We start from the raw sequence: 20703 nt of genomic DNA on the forward strand, positions 1-20703 counted from the left end.
CATATCGGAGTGGGTCGGTCACGGTTCTTGCCCGGGTAGTGAGATAATGGGGGTCGACGTCTCCGCGGCCGCGCCGCCAAGATGTCACAGAAGACTTCGGGCGGTCAGCGCCCGCGCAGCATCACCCCGCCGAGTGTGCGGGGATCGGCTGCAGACCGAATGAGTTCGCGGCACCCCCGACACCGGAGCGGAGCCGCCCGATTTTCGCCGGACGGCACGCGGGGCCGTCGGCTAGGAGTAGGCCAGAGATGGCAGATGACACGAACGACACAGCAGCATCCGAAGCGATCGACGGCGATCTGACGGCCGCCGCCGACCAGGTGACCCAGGCTCCAGCCGCACAGGTCGCCGAGCCCGAACACGACGAGCAGGCGACAGAGCCCGCACAGGCGTCCGAGCCTCAACAGGTCGCCGAGCCTGAGCAGGCAGCAGAGGCCGAGCCCGAGCAGGCAGCAGAGGTTGCGCCCGCTTCTGGGCCGGAGCAGCCCGCGGAGCCCGAGCAGCCCGCCGAGCCGACGATCCCGACGGCTGTGAGCCTGGGGCTCCTCCCCGAGGAGTTCGTCTCCGCCGTGTCCACGGCCCTTCACTTCTACGCCCCCGAGCTTCCGGCGCTACCCCCGCTGCCGCGCGAGGAGCGCGAGGAGCGGTACGACCGTGACGACCACGACGAGTCCGCATCCGAGTCGGCCGGGAGCTCACGTCGACGCAACCGCCGCCGTGGCGGCAACGCTCCTGAGCAGCAGGACGAGCCGGCGCCGCGGCGCCGTGCCGTCGAGGTCATCACGGAGCCGCAGCGGATCAAGGGCTCGACGCGTCTCGAAGCCAAGAAGCAGCGTCGTCGCGACGGTCGTGAGGCAGGTCGTCGTCGCCCGGTCGTAACCGAGGCCGAGTTCCTCGCCCGCCGCGAGTCCGTCGACCGTGACATGATCGTCCGCACCCGTGGTGGCCGCATCCAGATCGGCGTCTTGGAGGATAACGTCCTCGTCGAGCACTACGTCGCGCGCAACCAGGACGCATCGCTCATCGGCAATGTGTACCTCGGTCGCGTGCAGAACGTCCTCCCGAGCATGGAGGCCGCGTTCGTCGACATCGGTCGTGGACGTAACGCCGTGCTGTACTCCGGTGAGGTCGACTGGGATGCTGTCGAGACCGGCAACCAGCCGCGACGCATCGAACTCGCACTCAAGTCCGGAGACCGCGTCCTCGTGCAGGTCACGAAGGATCCCGTGGGGCACAAGGGCGCTCGTCTGACGAGCCAGATCTCCCTTCCGGGCCGGTACCTCGTGTACGTTCCCGGCGGCGCGATGAACGGCATCTCGCGGAAGCTCCCCGACACCGAGCGCGCTCGCTTGAAGAAGATCCTCAAGGAGGTGCTCCCGGAGTCGTCGGGCGTCATCGTCCGCACTGCCGCCGAGGGCGCCACGGAAGATCAGCTCACGCGCGACGTGCAGCGGCTCACCTCGCAGTGGGAGCACATCAGCACGCAGGCGCAGACGGGACAGGCCCCGGCGCTGCTCCACTCCGAGCCCGACCTTCTCGTGAAGATCGTCCGTGACGTCTTCAACGAGGACTTCCGCAAGATGCTCATCCAGGGGGACGAGGCGTACGAGACGATCACGTCCTACCTCACGGGTGTGGCTCCTGATCTCCTCGAGCGCATCGAGAAGTACGAGGGCGAGCAGGACCCGTTCGATGTCTTCCGAGTCACCGAGCAGATCGAGAAGGCCCTCGACCGCAAGGTCTGGCTGCCCTCGGGTGGTTCGCTCGTCATCGACCGCACCGAAGCGATGACGGTCGTCGACGTCAACACGGGCAAGTTCGTCGGTACCGGCGGCAACCTCGAGGAAACCGTCACCAAGAACAACCTCGAGGCCGCTGAAGAGATCGTGCGGCAGCTGCGCCTCCGCGACATCGGCGGCATCATCGTCGTCGACTTCATTGACATGGTGCTCGAGTCCAACCGCGATCTCGTGCTGCGACGCCTCGTCGAGTGCCTGAGTCGTGACCGGACGAAGCACCAGGTCGCCGAGGTCACCTCGCTCGGCCTCGTGCAGATGACCCGCAAGAAGATCGGCCTGGGCCTGCTGGAGACCTTCAGCGAGGCGTGCGAAGTGTGCGCCGGCCGCGGCGTCATCGTCCACCACGACCCCGTGGTCAAGCACCGTCCGCAGAACGGCAGCAGCAACGGGAACGGCAACGGGGGAGGCGGCAACCGCCGTCCTCGCCAGGGTGGCGGCGGCGTGCCGCAGAACCAGGCCGCCGGCGCAGCCGCGCCGGCACCGGGCGGCACCCACGTGATCACCGAGGGTGTGAAATCCGCGCTCGCACAGATCGCGGCATCCACCATCCAGCCCCACGAGGAGCCGGCCGCGGTCGTCGCGGAGGAGCCCCCAGCCGAGCGGACCGAGCGTCCGAAGCGCGCGCGTCGCAAGAAGGCAGAACCGCCCAAGAGCGACGCCGACCGCCTTCTCGACTCCGTTCTCGAGGCGCTGCCCGAGCCGAAGGCTCCGGGTCAGGGCCGTGCGCGACGACGCGTCTCGACGGCCGCCCTCACGGGAACGCCCGTTCAGACGACGCCCGAGGACTGATGTCGCGTGTCACCGCCCGCGGCGTTCGCGGGTGGTGACGCGCAACCCCGATGCGATCAGGCGGCGGACGAGTTCGTGCGCGCCGACCTGTTCGGCGCCGCCCGCAACGAGTCGGTTGATCGCCTCATCCGGAACGTCGTAATGATCGCGGTCGAATGCTCGCGAGGGGATGCCGTGGGCCGCCGCGAAGGCATGCAGCTCGTCGAGATCGCTGTCGGAGACGAGATGAGCCCACAGCCTTCCGTGAGCCGGCCACATCGCGGTGTCGACGAGGATGGCCATCCGCCGATCATAAGCGGGCTCTCGTCCGGTCGGGTCGGCGGCGACGCGCCGGAGCGTGCTTTTGCCCTCACTGCGGGGATCGGGTATTCTGGTCCCTTGGTGCGTCACGTGTCGCAGGCAGTTGCGATGCAGAGCCTGGCTTCCGCACCAAGACTTCCAGTCTCATCAGACAATCGGAGCCGTGCGCTCCACAGAAGAAACAAGGTGTGAAGTGGTTTACGCAGTTGTGCGCGCCGGTGGCCGTCAGGAGAAGGTTCAGGTCGGCACCATCGTCGTCCTCGACCGTCAGTCGGCCAAGGTCGGCGACAAGATCGAGCTTCCCGCTGTCCTCTTCGTCGACGGCGACGCCGTGACGACCGACGCCGACAAGCTCGCCAAGGTCAAGGTCACCGCCGAGGTCGTCGGCGAAGAGCGTGGTCCGAAGATCATCATCCAGAAGTTCAAGAACAAGACCGGCTACAAGAAGCGCCAGGGCCACCGTCAGGACCTCACGCGCGTCAAGATCACCGGCATCAAGTAAGTAGCCGAGAGGACACGAGAGATGGCACACAAAAAGGGCGCAAGCTCCACCCGTAACGGTCGTGACTCCAACGCCCAGCGCCTCGGCGTGAAGCGCTTCGGTGGTCAGAAGGTCCTCGCAGGCGAGATCATCGTCCGTCAGCGCGGCACCCACTTCCACCCCGGCGCCGACGTGGGCCGCGGTGGCGACGACACGCTGTTCGCTCTGGCCGCCGGTGCGGTCGAGTTCGGCACGAAGGGTGGCCGCAAGGTCGTCAACATCGTGCCGGTCGCTGAGTGACCACACACAATCCTTGACGAGGGGCGGGCTGCGGCCCGCCCCTCGCTTTTTCCCCGCCGACCTCGGTCGGCTTCCCCGTCAGGAGACACCGCATGGTGACGTTCGTCGATCGCGTGACGCTGCATTTGAGCGCAGGCAAGGGCGGCAACGGCTGCGTGTCCGTGAAGCGAGAGAAGTTCAAGCCTCTCGCCGGTCCTGACGGCGGCAATGGCGGAAACGGCGGCGACATCACCCTCGTCGCAGACCCGCAGGTCACGACGCTCCTGTCGTACCACCACGCACCGCACCGCTCCGCCGGCAACGGCGGTTTCGGTATGGGCGACCACCGCTCCGGTGCCGCCGGTGAAGACCTCGAGCTCCTCGTTCCCGTGGGCACCGTGGTCAAAGACGAGAACGGCGAGACGCTCGTCGACATGGCGACGCCCGGCATCCGCTTCGTCGTCGCTCCGGGCGGTCAGGGCGGTCTCGGCAACGCATCGCTCGCGAACCCGAAGCGCAAGGCGCCCGGCTTCGCTCTTCTCGGCACGCCCGGCTGGGAAGGCGATGTCCATCTCGAACTGAAGACCGTCGCCGACATCGCACTCGTCGGCTTCCCCTCGGCGGGCAAATCGAGCCTGATCGCTGCGATCTCTGCTGCTCGCCCCAAGATCGCCGACTATCCCTTCACGACCCTCCACCCGAACCTCGGCGTCGTCCAGGCGGGGGATGCGCGCTACACCGTCGCCGACGTCCCCGGGCTCATCGAAGGTGCGAGTGAGGGTAAGGGTCTCGGCCTCGAGTTCCTCCGCCACGTCGAGCGCTGCACGGCCCTCGTGCACGTCCTCGACTGCGCGACCCTCGAGCCCGACCGTGACCCGATCAGCGACCTCGACGTCATCCTCGCCGAGCTCGCGGCCTACCCCGTACCCGAGGGGCAGATCCCTCTGCTGGAGCGTCCGCAACTCATCGCACTGAACAAGCTCGACGTTCCCGAGGCGAAGGATCTGGCGGACCTCGTGCGGCCCGAGCTCGAGGCGCGCGGGTTCCGCGTGTTCGACATCTCCACGGTCAGCCGTGACGGTCTGCGTCAGCTCACCTTCGCGCTCGGTGAGGTCGTCGAGGAGCACCGGGCGGCTCTTGCCGCCGCTCCCGCTCCCGAACGCGTCGTCATCCGCCCGAAGGGATCGAAGAAGGACTTCGAGATCCGCGTCGAGGGCGGCACGTACGGCAACATCTACCGCATCCTGGGCGACAAGCCGGTGCGCTGGGTTCAGCAGACCGACTTCCAGAACGAAGAAGCCGTGGGCTTCCTGGCCGACCGCCTCGAGAAGCTGGGCGTCGAAGACGGGCTGCTGAAGGCCGGCGCCGAAGCGGGTTCGACGGTCGTCATCGGCCCCGGCGACGGCATCGTCTTCGACTGGCACCCCTCACTCGGCTCCGCTGCCGAGCTGATGACGGCTCCCCGTGGCACCGACCCCCGCCTCGACCTCAACCCGCGTCGCACCACCTCGCAGCGTCGTGACCGGTATCACGAGCGCATGGACGCGAAGGCCGAAGCGCGCGCTGAGCTCGAGTCCGAGCGCATCGCCGCCACGCGCGGGGAGGACGAGGACGCCTCGTGACGCTGCAGGACCGGGCCGGGCTCGCCGGCGCACGTCGAGTGGTTGTCAAGGTCGGTTCGTCCTCCATCAGCGGTGAGAACGCCGAGAAGATCGGCCCGATCGTCGACGCCCTCGCTGAGGCCCATGCCCGCGGCACCGAGGTCGTGCTGGTCTCCTCGGGAGCCATCGCGACCGGGATGCCGTTCCTCCTTCTCGACGCACGTCCCAGCGACCTCGCGACTCAACAGGCTGCTGCAGCCGTCGGTCAGAACATGCTCGTGTACCGCTACCAGGAGGCGCTCCGGCCGTTCGACATCGTCGCCGGCCAGGTGCTCCTCACGGCAGGCGACCTTGAGAACCCGACGCACCGCTCGAACGCGCGACGCGCGATGGAACGTCTTCTCGGTCTGCGGATCCTTCCGATCGTCAACGAGAACGACACCGTCGCCACCCACGAGATCCGCTTCGGCGACAACGACCGGCTGGCTGCTCTGGTCGCACAGCTCGTCGGAGCTGACGCGCTCGTTCTGCTGAGCGACATCGAGACCCTTTACACGCGCCCGCCGGACGAGCCGGGCGCCACCCCCATCATCGACGTCGACTTCGGCGACGACTTGTCGGGGTATCAGTTCGGCTCGGTCGTCGTGAACAGCGTCGGCACCGGGGGAGCGGCGACCAAGGCGTCCGCAGCGCGCCTCGCGGCATCCGCCGGCATCGCCGTGCTCGTCACGAGTGCCGACCTCGTCCACGCCGCCCTCCGCGGCGAACAGGTGGGGACGTGGTTCGCTCCGAACCCGCAGCCGATCGCGCCCTCGACGACGGCGCCCGTGCGCGTCGACGGCGCCTGAACGAGAGAAGCGGCGGCACCCACCCGCTCTAGACTTGGCGGATGACGATCACCGCTGCGACGCCTCAGGAGCGCATGCGCTCGGCGCGGACCGCCTCGCGGTCGCTGGGACTGCTGACGGATGCCGCCAAGGCCGATCTCCTCCGTGGCATCGCTGACGCGATCGACGCGAACGTGACCGTTATCGTGGCGGCGAACACGGAGGATGTCGCCCGTGGTCGAGCCGACGGTTTGACTCCCGGTCTCGTCGACCGTCTCACGCTGGATGAGGCGCGCGTGCGGTCCCTGGCGGCGGCGGTGCGCGACGTCGCCGAACTTCCTGATCCCGTCGGTCGGGTGCTGGACGATCGCGTCCTCGACAACGGTCTGCACCTGCAGAAGGTGTCGGTCCCGTTCGGCGTCATCGGTTCCATCTATGAAGCTCGCCCGAACGTGACTGTCGACATCGCCGCCCTCGCACTGCGGTCGGGGAACGCCGTCGTGCTCCGAGGCGGCAGCGCTGCGCAATCCTCCAATGCAGCGTTGATCTCCGTCATGCGGGGCGCTCTCGCCGACGCCGGAGTCGATCCCGAGGCGATCCAGACGGTCGACGACTTCGGCCGCGACGGCGCCCGGGCGCTCATGCGTGCCCGAGGGCTCGTCGACGTGCTCGTGCCCCGTGGCAGTGCCCAGCTCATCGAGACGGTCGTCACGGAGTCGTCCGTGCCGGTGATCGAGACGGGCGCGGGCGTCGTGCACATTGTGCTCGATGCGTCTGCGCCTCTCGAGTGGGCGACGGACATCGTCGTCAACGCGAAGGTGCAGCGGCCGAGCGTCTGCAACGCCGTCGAGACCCTTCTCGTGCACCGCGATGCCGCGGCCCGCTTGGTTCCGCCGGTCGTCGCCGCCCTGCAGGCGCAGGGCGTCACGGTGCACGGCGACGCGACGACCGCGGCACTCGCCTCGGGCGTCGTCGCGGCCACCGCGGAGGACTGGGCTACGGAGCACATGAGCCTCGACATCTCCGTCCGCATCGTCGACGGTCTCGACGATGCGCTCGCGCACATCCGTGAGTACTCGACCCAGCACACCGAGTCGATCATCACGGCGGACGATGCCGTCGCCGAGCGCTTCCTGGCGGAGGTGGATGCTGCCGTGGTCATGGTGAACGCATCGACCCGCTTCACCGATGGCGGCGAGTTCGGCTTCGGTGCCGAAGTGGGGATCTCCACTCAGAAGCTGCACGCGCGTGGACCCATGGGGCTTCCGGAGCTCACGACCACCAAGTGGCTGGCGCGGGGCGCCGGGCAGATCCGCGCCTGACCGCCTAAACTGAACCTGCACCACACCCCTCGAACGGAGCCCGAATGAATCTCGCGACGACCATCGTCCTCGCCGCAGCGGAGACCGAGCACCATGGCGGCAACGTCATGGCCACGACTTACGGCTACGGCATCCTGGCGTTCGCGCTGTTCATGATGCTCGGTCTGGTCAGCGTCTCCTACCGCAACGTGGCCAACCGCCACGCCCACAAGGCTGAGGCCTACGCCGCGAACAACCCTGTGCAGCAGGCGGGCCACGGCCACCACTGAGGCCGTGTCCATGGCAACCACGCGCGCACCGCGTATCGGTGTGATGGGCGGCACGTTCGACCCGATCCACCACGGCCACCTCGTGGCGGCGAGCGAGGTCGCGCAGTCGTTCGATCTCGACGAGGTCGTGTTCGTGCCGACTGGACAGCCGTGGCAGAAGTCCGGCGTCTCCTCCGCGGAGCACCGCTACCTGATGACCGTCATCGCGACGGCATCCAACCCGATGTTCACGGTCAGCCGGGTCGACGTAGACCGTACTGGTGCCACCTACACGATCGACACGCTCCGTGATCTCAAAGCTCAGCGCCCCGACGCTCAACTGTTCTTCATCACGGGTGCCGACGCCATCGCGCAGATCCTCGGATGGCGTGACGTCGCGGAGCTGTGGGACCTCGCCCACTTCGTCGCGGTATCCCGACCGGGGCACACTCTCAGCGTCGACGGGCTGCCGTCGGATGACGTCAGTGTCCTCGAGATCCCGGCCCTGTCCATCTCCTCCACCGACTGCCGCGCTCGCGTGAACCGCGGCGATCCCGTCTGGTACCTCGTGCCTGACGGCGTCGTCCAATACATTGCGAAGCATCACCTGTATCGGAGCAAGGCATGACCACACCCGACCAGCCGAGCACCCCGCCGCTGACCCGGCGTCAGCTGCGTGAGTTGCGCAACACGGCATCCACGCCGATCATCACGTCGGAAGAGGCGCAGGCAGACGTCGACGCCTCGCAGGACGTGGTCGACGACGCCCCTATCGTCGAAAACGCGCCCGTGGACTCCCCCCACAGCGAGTCGATCGAATCCGACCAGTCGCCCATCGCGCTGGCCGACGACGCCGATCTCGACCCCGATGTCCACCCCGTCACGCGGCGTCAGGCTCGTCATCTCGCCAAGCTCCGCACCGGGACGGTGGACGTCGTCGAGACGGAGCCCGCTCCAGAGGACGCGTCTCGCACGGATGCCGAAGCGGTCGAGTTCGCGCACGGCGGTGGCGACGAGGAGCCCACAGACGAGGACGAGGTCGACGACGCCGACGAGCAGAGTGACGCCGAAGCGTCGGACGAGTTCGACGTCGATGTGGACGCCGAACCGGATGAGGTCGACGAGCCCGAGGTCGAAGAGCCCGTCATCGCTGCGTCTGACGAGCCGGCGACAGCTCACGAGGTCCACGTGGCGGCGCCGAGCGTCGCCACCGACGCCGAGCAGGAGCCTGCACGCGTCGTGGCGCCCGAACTCGGGGCCCAGCTCCTCGAGGACGGTGCCGCGCCGATCGACCTGCCGTCGTCGTTCGATCACCTGCTGACACGAGGGGGGAGCGGTTCCTCGGCTGCCCCGAACGCCCTCATCCTGTCCCAGACGCCTGAGACAGGTTCGCTTTCGGTACCGATCCTCGGCACCGGAGAACTCATCATCACCGGCAGCTACGCCCTGCCCGACAGCTACGGCTCGACCGGCTCGACGCCGGGCAGTTCCGACGGCAAGGACGTCGATGAGAGTCTCATCGACGGCGAGCTGCCCCCGGCATCCTCGCCCACCCCGATCGCGGCATCGTCGGCGATCAGTACGATTAAGAGTGCGGATGACATCATCCGCCCCCCGGCGCCCGAAAAAGGCAGCCGTCTCATCATGACCCTCGCGATCTGCGCCGGTGCCCTCGGGCTGGCCCTCGCGACGGTGCTCATCCTCACCGTTGTGAACGGAGTCTTCTAATGGTTGCTGCAGAGCATACGCACGAACTGGTCCAGGTGGCGGCGGCCGCCGCTGACAGCAAGGGTGGCACAGACCTCGTCGCGTTCGACGTGTCCGGTCCGCTGCCGCTGATCGACGCCTTCCTCCTCGTCACGGGAAACAGCGAGCGGAATGTCGCCGCGATCGCCGACGAGATCGAGGACAAGATGCTCGAGGCGGGCCAGAAGCGGCTACGCCGCGAGGGGCGTTCCGAGTCGCGCTGGGTCCTCATCGACTTCGGCGATGTGGTCGTTCACGTCTTCCATGAGGAGGAGCGCGTGTTCTACGGCCTCGAGCGCCTCTGGAAGGACTGCCCGGTCATCCCCGTGACGATCGCGGAGCCCACTCCGCAGGACTGACGTCGTCGCCTCATGTTCAGAGCACTCCTCCGTGTGTAGTAAGCTGGATGAGTTGCCGCGAGCGGCGATCAAGGGCCTGTGGCGCAGCTGGTAGCGCACCTGCATGGCATGCAGGGGGTCAGGGGTTCGAGTCCCCTCAGGTCCACCAAATACCCCGGTTCGCCGGGGTTTTTGTGTTTCTGCAGTCAGGGTTGCAGATGGCGTACGCTCGGCGCATGCGCATCGACGGCCGCCGACGATCGACCCTCTCGTGACGGCGTCGCCGCGGCGTCCGGCATCCTTGCATCTTGTCCCTATGGTGCCTCGGGATCCTCACGAGCCGGGGAGGGTGGCCTCCTCGCTGGAGCTGTTCTTCGACCTCGTCTTCGTCGTTGCGGTGAGCATCTCCGCGGTCGAGTTGCATCATGCGCTCACCGATGGCCTTGTCGTGTCCGGAGTCCTCAGCTACGCCGCCGTCTTCTTCAGCATCTGGTGGGCGTGGATGAACTTCACCTGGTTCGCTACCGCATTCGACACGGACGACTGGCTCTACCGGGTGCTCACCATCGTCCAGATGAGCGGAGTGCTGGTTCTGGCAGCCGGGGTTCACTCCGCCTTCACCGAGTCCGATTTCCGTATCGTCACTGCGGGGTACGTCGTGATGCGGCTCGCGATGGTCGCACAGTGGCTCCGCGCTTCTCGCGGTGCCGGCCCCGCTCGACCCGCGACGCTCGTCTACGCCGTCGGTATCGCTTGCGTCCAGGTTCTGTGGGTTGCGGCCCTCCTGCTTCCCGGCGAGATCTTCCGCACTGTCATCGTCGCGCTCTTTCTGGCGGAACTCGCGGTACCGGTCGTCGCCGAAAGCCGCGGTGCGACGCCGCGAAACGCGCACCACATCACGGAGAGGTACGGCCTGTTCACCCTGATCCTCCTCGGCGAGAGCCTCCTCGCCTCGGCGAACGCGATCATCCACGCGGTGCAGGATGCGGAAGCGCTGGCGCCCCTCGTCGGAATTGCCGTCTTGACCCTGGCCGTCACGGCGGCTCTGTGGTGGATCTACTTCTGGCCGCCGCATCACCTCGCGATCGACCTCGTGCGTAGCCCGCTGATCTACGGCTACGGCCACTTCTTCATCTTCGCCGCTGCCGGCGCCTTCTCGGCCGGAATCGAGGTCGAAATCGATGTGCTGATGGGGCACAGTGCGTTGAGCTCACCCGCGGCATCCTTCACCTACACGGTGCCGATCGCTGTGTTCATCGGCGTCGTCTGGGTGTTGGCGATCCGACCGCGCGCGACGCGCGTGGTCAACGTCGTCGTCGCGGCCGGGGCCTTGCTCGTCCTCGTCGACCCGGTCATTCCGGTGCCCGTGGCGTTGACGGCGGTGGTCCTCTCCGGGGTCGTGGCAGTGCTCGTCGCATACGGGCCGACAGACCGCGAGCAGGAGTCACTCGTCGAGGTCTGAGGCATCGTCGGCGGGTGTTCATCGACGGCGGCGAGCGCCGTGTGACTCCACCTGCTCACAGGTCGTTGAGGTCACGCGTCCTGTCGCCGGCGTGCGCCACGATGTCGCGAGCGACGTCGGAGAGGCGCCGTTGGCTCCGGCGCGCCTGCTCCCGAAGGCGTTGGAAGGCTTCATCCATGTCGATGTTATGCGTATGGGCGAGCACGCCCTTCGCCTGTTCGATCACCACACGACTGTCCAGCGCCTGCTGCAACTGAGCGCGCGCGAGATCAGCTTCTCTGAACGCCTGCTCGTGGAGGATTCCGATCGTCGCGATGTCGGCCAGACCACGCGCCGCTCGAACGTCTTCCGGGCTGAGGGTCTCGGATCCGTCCCCGAAGAGGTTGAGCGAGCCGATCACCTCATCACGCAGACGCAACGGCACCGCGTGCATCCAGTTGTATCCCAGAGCGCCTGCCCTCGCGGCGAAGTCCGGCCAACGCTCGCGGATGGACGCGATGTCGTCGACCGTCACTGGCTCACCGGACCGATAGGCATCGACGCACGGACCTTCATCCGCACTGAGCTGCAGGAGACTGATGAGCTGGCTTCGCTCTGTCGTCGAGGCGACGACTTCCAGCGGATGTCCGTCGATCCGCAGGAGGATACCGGCGTCCGCCGCCGCGAAGATGATCGAGCATCGCGACACGAGGCGATACAGCAGGTCTACGACGTCGTACCCGCCCACCATGGTGTCCGCGATCTCCACGAACGTCTCGATGAGTTGCTTCTCCCGCATTTCCCTGCTCATGTCTGCAACCTCTTCCGAACCAACCTGATGATCACACCGTGAAGTCGATCTCGCGACCGACGATCGACTCCGCTATCTGGACGACGGACCGGCCGGAGGCGAACGCGTGCGCACGGATGACCACGAGAGCGTCGTCCGGATTCACTCGCAGCTGGGCGCAGACCATCCCTGTTGCCTGGTGCACGACCCGCCGGGACGACCCACCGAACCCTGCGGAGGCATCCTCGCCAGCCAGGACCCGCTCGAAGATGCGGAGAGCGGCTGCATCCGCCATGGCCGACGCAAGGGCGACATCGCGCTGCTTCAGCGCGCCGAGGTCATCGGCGTAAAGGTCGACAACTCCGACCTCGACCTCACCGACGGTCATGGGGAAGGCGTACAGCGACCGGACACCGTGATTCCCGGCAACAGCGCGGAGCATGGGCCAATCCAGCGCCGACGCCTCCTGCACATCGTGAAGAAGCACCGGCGCGCGGGACGACCGTGCGACCCAGCACGGACCGACGCCGGAATCCAGCTGGATCTCCTCGAGCGCGGCCGCTGCGAAATCACTCGTACAGATCGTCTCGACATCGAAGGGGGGGCCCAGCGTCGATACGCCCACATGGTGGACCGGAAGCATCGTCATGAAGACGGCACAGATGGGATCGCTGTCTGCGGTAGAGAAACCGATCATGCATTCTCCGGACCTGGCTGTCAGAAGCGGCCTAGATCCAGGGACGCTGGTTTCAGTATAGGGAGTGTGCATGTCCGCGCATCGTCATTCCTTGTGCAGACCCGGGGATGGCAATACAGTGACACCACGTTGCCCCGGACCTCGGCTCGCGTTCACTGACATGCGAGAGCGGGAGGACGTCATGACGATGAACTTTGGGCACCAGGGGGACAAGCTGGTGTGGAGTACGACCGAGCCGCAAATGCACGTCTGCATGCAGGGCTCGCGGACGGTGGGTTTCGTCGTCCGCGTCGAGGGGGGCTTCATCGCATTTGATAACGACTCGAATCCGCTCGGCCGCTTCCAACGCTGGCGCGCCGCGAAGCAGTCCGTTGAGACGATTCCCGCGCGGCGCTCGATCCTGTGACTCTGCGCATGAGCCATCGTCTCTGTGACGAGGATGCCGACGGTCACGACCCGGGAGCGCTCGCGTTCCACACATCACACGTCCGTGGCCTCGTCATCGATCTCGAGGTAGCTACCTCCGGGCGCCTGGAATCGTTCGTCGGGCGCCATCGCGTCGACGTCGTCAGGTGCTCCTTCGGGCGCCGGCGGAAGGCCCTCCTGCTCTCCGCCGACGAGACGGTCGAGGTCGGGCGAGTTCGAAGTGCTGTCTGCGCTCACAGTGATCCTTTCGACGCACTCGAGTCTCGCTAGAGAGTCGGCTCGCGTCGAGGGCCTTGACGTCGCATCGCTTCAGCGGATGACCGCCAGGAGGCGTTCGCGGATGGGCTGGGCCCGATCGGTGAACGCGCGTTGAGCGGTGATGTACTCCGCCTTCCCCGCGGGCGTTTCGACGGGAACCGGCGGGTATCCCCACTCCGTCAAGTCGTAGGGAGAGGCCCGCATGTCGAGTTCTCGGATGTCGCGCGCGAGTTCGAATGCGTCGAGGAGCACCTCGCCCGGGACGAGCGGCCCCAACTTGACCGCCCACTTGTAGAGGTCCATGCCGGCGTGCAGGCATCCAGGCTGTTCTGTCTGCGCCTGGGTGTCGCGGGTAGGGGCGAACCGATTGAGCGGAGCGGCTTCCGGAGTGAAGAAGCGGAACGCATCGATGTGCGTGCAGCGCAGGTCGTGCGCTTCGACGACGCCGTCCGTCGCGCTCGCACCGAGCCTCAAAGGCACGGGATGCCGCGTCTCGCGATCCCGGTAGACCATCGCCCATTCGTGCATGCCGAAGCACCCGTACGATCCTGCGCGCCCGAGGGTGCTCGCGAGGATGCCGCGAATCGCCCGTACGAGGGGAGCCTTCTCCGTCAGGAACGCCTCGGCGTCGGCGGCCACCCCTTCGCCTTCGGCCCGGTACCAGCGCCAGGCGGCCTGCGGGGCGTCCGCGGCATCGTCGAGGACCACGTCGCGCCCGGGGTGCCAACGACGGAGCACCGACGGCTTGTAGGAGTAGTACGTGTAGAGGAAGTCGTCGACCGGATGCGTCTCGCCGCGGGACGCGCGGTGTCGCCGACCGGCGGTGAGGGCGTCGGCGCGCTCGACGTGCGCCTGCATCCGCTCGGTCCAGTCGGACCGCGCCAGGATGACACGCGTGAGGGTGGTCATGCGAAACGTGTCAGACGGGCTGGATGAGGTCGGGAGAGTCGTTGCGGACGTTGCCGACGGCGCTCGACACGACGTGGTCGGTGAGCCCCGCGACGACCTCGGGGGCCGCGTCGACGGCGGCGTCGAGCAGGTCACCGACGTTGTCGACCTCGGTGTCGAGCCAGGCGTCCGCGAAGTCGGCGTCGAGGAACAGCGGCATCCGGTCATGGATGGACCCCAGGGGAGCCACCGCGTCACGCGTGATGATCGTGAACGACAACACCCACTTCGTCGGGTCGTCCTCGGCCTTCGCGGGATCCTTCCACCACTCGTAGAGACCGGCGAACAGGAGCGGCGAACCGTCGGCGGGGTGGATGAAGTACGGCGTCTTGCCCTCGTCGGTCGTCTGCCACTCGTAGTACCCGGTCGCGGGCACGATCGCCCGACGCTTGATGAGGGCCTGCCGGAACATCGGCTTCTCTTCGAGTTCTTCGGACCGGGCGTTGAACGCGCGCGCACCCACCTTCACGTCCTTCGCCCACGACGGGACGAGTCCCCACCGCGCGGGTTCCAAACGTCGCGTCGGCGGGTCGGTCTTGGCGGAATCGAGCACGATGCCGACGCGGGAGGTCGGCGCGATGTTGTACGAGGGGGCGGGGAGGTCGTCGCTCTCGACGTCGACGCGCAGAACGCCGACGAGCTCGGAGGCGACGTTGGCAACGACGAAGCGACCACACATGGGTGTCAGCCTAGGAGGAGGTGGGGACATCGCGGACGATGTCGACATCGGTGAGGCGCTCGAGCAACTCGGCGCCGTCGTCACCCGTCACCCAGGGCACCCCGGCGGCGCTGTGGTCGTCGACCGCGGTGCGTCCACCGGCGAGGACAGCCTCCGCGGGGGTGAGCCGACGAATCGCCACCGCGGCGACCTGCTCAGGATGCTGGATCGTGAACTGCGTGTAGATCTCGTCGTCGTGCTGGCCGTCGTCGCCGATCAGGAGCCAGTCGATGTCGGGGAACTCCTCGGCGAGCCGGCGGAGGTTCTCCTGCTTGTGGGCCTTGCCGCTGCGGAACCATCGGTCGTGCGTGGGACCCCAGTCGGTGAGGAGCATCGCGCCCAGCGGGAAGAGGTGACGCCGCTGGAAACGCACGAGCGTCGGTGCGACGTTCCACGCACCGGTCGACAGATAGAGGATCGGTGCGCCCGGGTTCTCCCGCGCGAGCCGTTCGAGGAGGACGGCCATGCCAGGCACGGGCTGCCGGGCGTGCTCGTTGAGGACGAAGGAGTTCCAGGCCGCCACGAATGGGCGGGGGAGCGCCGTGACCATCACCGTGTCATCCACGTCGGAGATGACCCCGAACCGGACGTCGTCTCCGACGATGAAGACGCGGGCCTCCACAGATTCAGAGTCCTCGACGCTCATGGTGACCGTCTGCCAGCCGGCTGCCAGCGTGGCGGGGAGAACAGCGTCGATCACGCCGCCACGATCCGCAGACACGGTGTGCGCGACTCCATCGATGATGACGGTGACCCTCGCGTGGGCGATCGGCACTGCGGCGAAGCTCCGCCAGCCGCGGACGCCGGCGTAGTCGCCGCGTTCACGACGCTTCGCCTTGGGCGGGATGAGCACGCGGCCGAGGACGCGGACCCACTGGGTGCTGCCGTACCCGGGAAAGGCGGCGACGGTCGGCGTGCGCCCGCGAGAGCGCGCGCGATTCTCGCGCCAGGCATGGAACCGGTACTCGAGCCGGGCGAGCCAGAGCACCTTCGTGTCGCGCGAGGAGGGGGAAGCCATCGGCTCAGTCTTTCACGTCGTCCGCTCGCGTTCCCGCGGTCTCTTCGAGCGCGAGGTGGCGGGCTTCGCGTGCGCTGATGACGCGCTTGGCGATGTAGACGAGCAGAAGGAACGCGGCGATCACTCCGACGAAGAGATACCCGGCGTAGTGGAGGCTGTCCGAGAGATCCCGATACCCCTCCGCCGCGGCAGCGGCGACGGAGACGTACGCCACCGACCAGACGGTGCACGCCGGGACCGTCCACGCGAGAAAACGTCGGTACGCGAACCCGCTCATTCCGACCGTGAGCGGCACGAGAGAGTGGAGGACCGGGAGGAACCGCGACAAGAAGATGGCGGGGCCGCCGCGGCGACGGAGGTACACCTCGGCGCGCACCCAGTTCCGTTCGCCGACCAGTCTGCCGACCCTGGAGAAGCGGATGCGGGGACCCAGCCAGCGACCCAACGCGAAGCCGATGCTCTCGCCGAGGAGGGAGCCCACCAGGACCGCGAGGACGAGCCACGCTCCCTGAGCGATGCCGTCGACGGCTGTGCCCGCGACGATCACGATCGTGTCGCCCGGCACGACGAGGCCGACGAGCACGCTCGTCTCGAGCATCATCGCGAGGCCGGCGAACAAGGTCCGCACGACCGGGTCGACCGCCTGGACGGTGTCGAGCAGCCAGTCGAGGATCTCGTTCACGACCTCAGATTATCCGCCGTCTACCCTGAGGGGGTGCCGAGCCACCTCCACCATCGCGTTCTCCAAGGTTGGGTGGATCCCGCGCTGGCGTTCACGACGCTTTTCGGCTCGGCCCCCGATGCGTTCTGGCTCGACGCCGGCCCGGACGCGTCGCAGGGATGGAGCTGGGTGGGTACCGGCAGCCCGTCGCCTCCGCCCCGTGACGTCGTCGCCGGCGGCGCCACGGACGGCGCGAACGGACCGTTCCGGGGAGGGTGGGTCGGCTGGTCGGGGTACGACGCCGCAGCCCGTCGCGCGGGTGCCCCGGCATTAGACGACGTCGGTCCCGCGGACGTCTGGCTGCGGATCGATCGGATGCTGGGATTCGATCACGCCGCGGGGCGGATGATCGCTTTCAGCTCGGCGGAGGACGTGAAACCGTTCGTCGTCGCTGTCGAGACGGCCCGGCTCGCGGGGTCGGTGCCGGCGCTCGATGCTCCCGCGGCTGTTCAGGTCCGGGCGCGTCATGCCCCGTCGGCCTACGCGGCGCTCATCGAGGAGTGCCGGGACGAGATCCGCGAGGGGCGTGCCTACCAGCTGTGCCTGACGACGCGTTTCGAGACCGCGGCATCCGTCGACCCCGTCGATACTTACCTGCGGCTGCGGACCGCGACACCCGCGCATCACGGCGGGATCATCCGCAGCGGCGGGTGGGCGCTCGTCAGCGCGTCGCCGGAGCAGTTCCTCACAGTGAGCGGCGGGATCGTCCGCACCCGCCCGATCAAGGGCACGCGGCCGCGGTCTCCTGACACGGTGGATGATGCGGCGCTGGCCGCCGAGCTGCGGGCGAGTGAGAAGGAGCAGGCCGAGAACGTCATGATCGTCGACCTCATGCGCAACGATCTGCAGCGCGTGTGCGAGCCGGGGTCCGTTGCTGCGGAACGGCTGCTGGAGGTCGAGTCGTACCCCGCTGTGCATCAGCTCGTGAGCACGGTCGCCGGGCGACTCCGCGCCCGGACGACCGTGGGCGATCTGTGGGATGCCTCGTTTCCCGCCGGGAGCATGACGGGGGCGCCCAAGCTCTCGGCCATGCAGATCCTGCACCGACTGGAAGGAGCGCCGCGCGGAGTCTTCGCCGGATGCTTCGGGTGGATCGGCGTCGACGGCGGGCTCGACCTCGCCATGGTGATCCGCTCGATCGTCGTGCATCCGGGTGGTGCGTACGTCGGGGCCGGCGGGGGGATCACGTGGGGGTCGGTTGCGGCGGATGAGGTCGCCGAAGTCGGCATCAAGGCGCGAGCGCCCCTCCGCGCGCTGGGGGCGGACCTGCCCCCGGGCTGGTGAAAGCCCCGGTCCGCTAGGCTGAAATGGCGCTTTCGCGCGCCCTCCCGACTTTGCACGATTGGTTCACCGTGTCCTCCAGCACCTCCTCCGACGCATCGGCTCCCGAGCAGGCGAGCTTCGATTCCCGCGCCATCCAGAACAAGTGGCAGGCGCGATGGGCGGAGTCGGACCCGTTCAAGGCCGGTGGCAGCGACGACACCCGGCCGCGCAAGTACGTCCTCGGGATGTTCCCGTACCCGTCCGGCGACCTGCACATGGGTCACGCGGAGAACTACGCCTACGTCGACGCCGTCGCGCGGTTCTGGCGTCACCGCGGGTACAACGTGCTGAACCCCATCGGTTGGGACTCGTTCGGTCTCCCCGCCGAGAACGCCGCCATCAAGGGCGGCGCCGGTTCGGACCCGCGCGAGTGGACCTACAACAACATCGACCAGCACAAGGTCAGCTTCCGTGCCTTCGGGTCGTCCTACGACTGGAGCCGCGTGCTCCACACGAGCGACCCCGAGTACTACCGCTGGAACCAGTGGCTGTTCCAGCGGCTGTTCGAGCGTGGACTCGCGTATCGCAAGCAGAGCGCCGTGAACTGGTGCCCCAACGATCAGACCGTCCTCGCCAACGAGCAGGTCGTTGACGGTCACTGCGAGCGGTGCGGGTTCGAGGTCGTCAAGAAGAAGCTGACGCAGTGGTACTTCAAGATCACGGAGTACGCCGACCGGCTGCTCGACGACCTGAACCAGCTCGAAGGGTTCTGGCCGCACAAGGTGCTGCAGATGCAGCGCAACTGGATCGGCCGCTCCATCGGCGCCGACATCGACTTCGAGATCGAGGGCCGCGACGACAAGATCAGTGTCTTCTCGACTCGGCCCGACACGCTGCACGGCGCGACGTTTATGGTCGTCGCGCCCGACTCCGACCTCGCTGCCGAGCTCGCGGAAGGTTCGTCCACCGAAGTGCAGACGCGCTTCCGGAGCTACCTCGACACCGTGCAGAAGACGAGCGAGATAGAGCGTCAGACCGCCGACCGCCCCAAGACGGGTGTGTTCCTCGACCGCTTCGCGATCAACCCGATCAACGGCGAACGTCTGCCGATCTGGGCTGCCGACTACGTCCTCGCCGACTACGGACACGGCGCCGTCATGGCCGTTCCCGCGCACGATCAGCGCGACCTCGACTTCGCCCGGGCCTTCGGCCTGCCCGTGAAGGTCGTCGTCGACACGACGGCCCCCGTCACCGGTGCGATCCCGGTCATCGAGGTCGATGAGGACGGCGTGCCGGTCGGCGAGGACATCGAGTCCATCGACCCGGCGCGCACCGGCACCGCTCTGACGGGCGACGGCCGACTCATCAACTCCAGTTCGCTCAACGGGCTGTCCAAGCGCAACGCGATCGCCCGCGCGATCGAGGAGCTCGCTGCCGCCGGTACCGGCCGCGCCGCGAAGACCTACCGCCTCCGCGACTGGCTGATCTCGCGTCAGCGTTTCTGGGGCACGCCGATCCCGATGATCCACACCGAGGACGGTCGCATCGTCCCCGTTCCCGACGACCAGCTTCCCGTCGTGCTCCCGGATGCGAAGGGTCTCGACCTGAAGCCGAAGGGCACCTCGCCGCTGGGCGGGGCAGCGGAGTGGATGTCGACGGTCGATCCCGAGACGGGGGAGCCCGCGCTCCGCGACGCGGACACCATGGACACGTTCGTGGACAGCTCCTGGTACTTCCTGCGCTTCTTGGCCCCGAAGGGGGCGACGGAGCCGTTCCCGACGGCCGAGGCATCCAAGTGGGCGCCGGTCGACTCGTACATCGGCGGCGTCGAGCACGCGATCCTGCATCTGCTGTACGCGCGGTTCATCACGAAGGTCCTCTTCGACATGGGTCTCGTCGACTTCACCGAGCCGTTCACGAGCCTGATCAACCAGGGCATGGTCCTGCTCGACGGGTCGAAGATGTCGAAGTCGAAGGGCAACCTCGTCGAGTTCGCATCGAGCATGGACGACCCGGGAGCGGACGCCGTGCGTGTCGCGATCGCGTTCGCCGGACCGGTTGAGGACGACATCAACTGGGAGGACGTCTCGACGACGGGTGCCCAGAAGTTCCTCTCTCGCGCACTGCGTGTCGCCACCGATGTCGCGAGCCCGAGGGACGTGGTCTGGGCGGAGGGGGACACCTCGCTCCGCCGCGTCACTCACCGTCTCTGGGCGGATGTCGTGGGCCTCGTCGAGCAGTCGAAGTTCAACGTCGTCGTCGCGCGCCTCATGGAGCTCGTGAACGCCACGCGCAAGGCGATCGACTCGGGTGCCGGTGCTGCCGACCCCGCCGTCCGCGAGGCTGCCGAGGCCGTCGCGATGATCCTGGACCTCTTCGCCCCGCACACCGCGGAGGAGATGTGGGAGATCCTCGGGTACGAGCCGTTCGTCGGCGTCACGCCGTGGCGTCAGGCCGACCCGACCCTCCTCGTCGAGGAGTCGGTGACCGCCGTCGTCCAGGTCAACGGCAAGGTGCGCGGCACGCTCACCGTCCCCGCGAAGATCTCGGGCGACGAACTCGAGAAGCTCGCGCGGGCCGACGAGAAGGTGCGCCGGGCGATCGGCGACAAGGAGATCACGCGCGCCGTCGTGCGCGCGCCGAAGGTCGTCAGCTTCACCGTCGCCTAAGGGTGTGGCGGGCTCGCACCCGCC

22 protein-coding genes and 1 tRNA gene are annotated in these 20703 nt (G+C 67.7%); 15 read left to right on the top strand and 8 right to left on the bottom strand.

Annotated features, from left to right (window positions below; genetic code table 11):
* The first annotated feature begins 248 nt into the window (after positions 1-248).
* A complete protein-coding gene (locus MO1_RS13350; RefSeq protein WP_060916285.1) occupies positions 249-2588 on the top strand; it encodes an Rne/Rng family ribonuclease in 2340 nt (779 codons plus the stop codon).
* A 9-nt stretch (positions 2589-2597) separates the two neighbouring features.
* Here MO1_RS13350 and MO1_RS13355 read toward each other — a convergent pair whose 3' ends face one another.
* Complete coding sequence (locus tag MO1_RS13355) at positions 2598-2870, bottom strand: DUF4031 domain-containing protein (RefSeq protein WP_060916286.1); 273 nt, start codon at positions 2868-2870, stop codon at positions 2598-2600.
* A gap of 211 nt (positions 2871-3081) precedes the next feature.
* Here MO1_RS13355 and rplU point away from each other — a divergent pair, with 211 nt between their 5' ends.
* The 11 genes from rplU to MO1_RS13410 all read left to right on the top strand — a co-directional run bounded on the left by rplU (position 3082) and on the right by MO1_RS13410 (position 11192).
* Positions 3082-3390, top strand: a complete 309-nt coding sequence (gene rplU / locus MO1_RS13360) for a 50S ribosomal protein L21 (protein ID WP_036308731.1) — start codon at positions 3082-3084, stop codon at positions 3388-3390.
* 21 nt (positions 3391-3411) lie between these two features.
* Complete coding sequence (gene rpmA / locus MO1_RS13365; protein WP_018186593.1) at positions 3412-3669, top strand: 50S ribosomal protein L27; 258 nt, start codon at positions 3412-3414, stop codon at positions 3667-3669.
* A 92-nt stretch (positions 3670-3761) separates the two neighbouring features.
* Positions 3762-5270 carry a GTPase ObgE gene (gene obgE / locus MO1_RS13370; RefSeq protein ID WP_036308733.1) on the top strand — a complete coding sequence of 503 codons (1509 nt, stop codon included), beginning with the start codon at positions 3762-3764 and terminating at the stop codon, positions 5268-5270.
* Complete coding sequence (gene proB, locus MO1_RS13375; RefSeq protein ID WP_036308734.1) at positions 5267-6097, top strand: glutamate 5-kinase; 831 nt, start codon at positions 5267-5269, stop codon at positions 6095-6097. Before obgE ends, proB begins: the two co-directional genes overlap by 4 nt.
* Positions 6098-6138: 41 nt before the next feature.
* A complete protein-coding gene (locus MO1_RS13380) occupies positions 6139-7398 on the top strand; it encodes a glutamate-5-semialdehyde dehydrogenase (RefSeq protein ID WP_036308735.1) in 1260 nt (419 codons plus the stop codon).
* Between the two features lie 44 nt (positions 7399-7442).
* Positions 7443-7667, top strand: a complete 225-nt coding sequence (locus tag MO1_RS13385) for a hypothetical protein (protein WP_060916287.1) — start codon at positions 7443-7445, stop codon at positions 7665-7667.
* 10 nt (positions 7668-7677) lie between these two features.
* The gene (nadD, locus tag MO1_RS13390; protein WP_036308737.1) at positions 7678-8274 is read left to right on the top strand and encodes a nicotinate-nucleotide adenylyltransferase; all 597 of its coding nucleotides are present in this window, start codon (positions 7678-7680) and stop codon (positions 8272-8274) included.
* The gene (locus MO1_RS13395) at positions 8271-9374 is read left to right on the top strand and encodes a hypothetical protein (RefSeq protein ID WP_060916288.1); all 1104 of its coding nucleotides are present in this window, start codon (positions 8271-8273) and stop codon (positions 9372-9374) included. The genes nadD and MO1_RS13395 overlap by 4 nt, the downstream gene beginning before the upstream one ends.
* Positions 9374-9751, top strand: a complete 378-nt coding sequence (rsfS, locus tag MO1_RS13400; protein ID WP_036308739.1) for a ribosome silencing factor — start codon at positions 9374-9376, stop codon at positions 9749-9751. The genes MO1_RS13395 and rsfS overlap by 1 nt, the downstream gene beginning before the upstream one ends.
* A 72-nt stretch (positions 9752-9823) precedes the next feature.
* A tRNA-Ala gene (locus tag MO1_RS13405) sits at positions 9824-9899 on the top strand.
* 147 nt (positions 9900-10046) lie between these two features.
* Positions 10047-11192, top strand: a complete 1146-nt coding sequence (locus MO1_RS13410; protein ID WP_060916289.1) for a low temperature requirement protein A — start codon at positions 10047-10049, stop codon at positions 11190-11192.
* A gap of 55 nt (positions 11193-11247) precedes the next feature.
* Here the strand turns inward: MO1_RS13410 and MO1_RS13415 are convergent, their stop codons facing one another.
* Both MO1_RS13415 and MO1_RS13420 read right to left on the bottom strand, forming a co-directional pair.
* Positions 11248-11940, bottom strand: coding sequence for a GAF and ANTAR domain-containing protein (locus MO1_RS13415; RefSeq protein ID WP_235186023.1), 693 nt, complete (start codon positions 11938-11940; stop codon positions 11248-11250).
* 73 nt (positions 11941-12013) lie between these two features.
* Positions 12014-12610 (bottom strand): ANTAR domain-containing protein, encoded by a 597-nt coding sequence (locus MO1_RS13420; RefSeq protein WP_161635812.1) that lies wholly within the window; start codon positions 12608-12610, stop codon positions 12014-12016.
* Between the two features lie 229 nt (positions 12611-12839).
* Between MO1_RS13420 and MO1_RS13425 the strand changes: the two genes are divergently transcribed.
* Positions 12840-13064, top strand: a complete 225-nt coding sequence (locus MO1_RS13425; RefSeq protein WP_126963212.1) for a hypothetical protein — start codon at positions 12840-12842, stop codon at positions 13062-13064.
* 74 nt (positions 13065-13138) lie between these two features.
* Here MO1_RS13425 and MO1_RS13430 read toward each other — a convergent pair whose 3' ends face one another.
* The 5 genes from MO1_RS13430 to MO1_RS13450 form a co-directional block, all read right to left on the bottom strand.
* Entirely contained in the window at positions 13139-13321 is a 183-nt protein-coding gene (locus MO1_RS13430; RefSeq protein ID WP_060916291.1) for a hypothetical protein, read from the bottom strand.
* A 72-nt stretch (positions 13322-13393) separates the two neighbouring features.
* Positions 13394-14251 (bottom strand): hypothetical protein, encoded by an 858-nt coding sequence (locus tag MO1_RS13435; RefSeq protein WP_060916292.1) that lies wholly within the window; start codon positions 14249-14251, stop codon positions 13394-13396.
* A 10-nt stretch (positions 14252-14261) separates the two neighbouring features.
* Complete coding sequence (locus MO1_RS13440) at positions 14262-14969, bottom strand: SOS response-associated peptidase (RefSeq protein ID WP_060916293.1); 708 nt, start codon at positions 14967-14969, stop codon at positions 14262-14264.
* Between the two features lie 10 nt (positions 14970-14979).
* Positions 14980-16026 (bottom strand): App1 family protein phosphatidate phosphatase, encoded by a 1047-nt coding sequence (locus MO1_RS13445; RefSeq protein WP_036308749.1) that lies wholly within the window; start codon positions 16024-16026, stop codon positions 14980-14982.
* Between the two features lie 4 nt (positions 16027-16030).
* Positions 16031-16708 carry a DedA family protein gene (locus MO1_RS13450; RefSeq protein ID WP_036308751.1) on the bottom strand — a complete coding sequence of 226 codons (678 nt, stop codon included), beginning with the start codon at positions 16706-16708 and terminating at the stop codon, positions 16031-16033.
* A gap of 33 nt (positions 16709-16741) precedes the next feature.
* Here MO1_RS13450 and MO1_RS13455 point away from each other — a divergent pair, with 33 nt between their 5' ends.
* Positions 16742-18031: an anthranilate synthase component I family protein gene (locus MO1_RS13455; RefSeq protein ID WP_060916294.1), complete on the top strand. Its 1290-nt coding sequence runs from the start codon at positions 16742-16744 to the stop codon at positions 18029-18031.
* 68 nt (positions 18032-18099) lie between these two features.
* Positions 18100-20679: a leucine--tRNA ligase gene (gene leuS, locus MO1_RS13460; protein WP_082724426.1), complete on the top strand. Its 2580-nt coding sequence runs from the start codon at positions 18100-18102 to the stop codon at positions 20677-20679.
* Positions 20680-20703 lie beyond the last annotated feature (24 nt).

It is taken from the genome of Microbacterium oleivorans NBRC 103075 (assembly GCF_001552475.1).
In the GTDB taxonomy this organism is placed as follows: domain Bacteria; phylum Actinomycetota; class Actinomycetes; order Actinomycetales; family Microbacteriaceae; genus Microbacterium; species Microbacterium oleivorans.

Bases quoted from the DNA above. Each gene is read 5' to 3' on its own strand.
- MO1_RS13350 (WP_060916285.1), top strand. From the start codon at position 249: ATGGCAGATGACACGAACGACACAGCAGCATCCGAAGCGATCGACGGC.
- MO1_RS13355 (WP_060916286.1), bottom strand. From the start codon at position 2,870: ATGGCCATCCTCGTCGACACCGCGATGTGGCCGGCTCACGGAAGGCTG.
- rpmA (WP_018186593.1), top strand. From the start codon at position 3,412: ATGGCACACAAAAAGGGCGCAAGCTCCACCCGTAACGGTCGTGACTCC.
- obgE (WP_036308733.1), top strand. From the start codon at position 3,762: ATGGTGACGTTCGTCGATCGCGTGACGCTGCATTTGAGCGCAGGCAAG.
- MO1_RS13380 (WP_036308735.1), top strand. From the start codon at position 6,139: ATGACGATCACCGCTGCGACGCCTCAGGAGCGCATGCGCTCGGCGCGG.
- MO1_RS13385 (WP_060916287.1), top strand. From the start codon at position 7,443: ATGAATCTCGCGACGACCATCGTCCTCGCCGCAGCGGAGACCGAGCAC.
- nadD (WP_036308737.1), top strand. From the start codon at position 7,678: ATGGCAACCACGCGCGCACCGCGTATCGGTGTGATGGGCGGCACGTTC.
- MO1_RS13395 (WP_060916288.1), top strand. From the start codon at position 8,271: ATGACCACACCCGACCAGCCGAGCACCCCGCCGCTGACCCGGCGTCAG.
- rsfS (WP_036308739.1), top strand. From the start codon at position 9,374: ATGGTTGCTGCAGAGCATACGCACGAACTGGTCCAGGTGGCGGCGGCC.
- MO1_RS13410 (WP_060916289.1), top strand. From the start codon at position 10,047: ATGGTGCCTCGGGATCCTCACGAGCCGGGGAGGGTGGCCTCCTCGCTG.
- MO1_RS13420 (WP_161635812.1), bottom strand. From the start codon at position 12,610: ATGACGATGCTTCCGGTCCACCATGTGGGCGTATCGACGCTGGGCCCC.
- MO1_RS13425 (WP_126963212.1), top strand. From the start codon at position 12,840: ATGACGATGAACTTTGGGCACCAGGGGGACAAGCTGGTGTGGAGTACG.
- MO1_RS13435 (WP_060916292.1), bottom strand. From the start codon at position 14,251: ATGACCACCCTCACGCGTGTCATCCTGGCGCGGTCCGACTGGACCGAG.
- MO1_RS13440 (WP_060916293.1), bottom strand. From the start codon at position 14,969: ATGTGTGGTCGCTTCGTCGTTGCCAACGTCGCCTCCGAGCTCGTCGGC.
- MO1_RS13445 (WP_036308749.1), bottom strand. From the start codon at position 16,026: ATGGCTTCCCCCTCCTCGCGCGACACGAAGGTGCTCTGGCTCGCCCGG.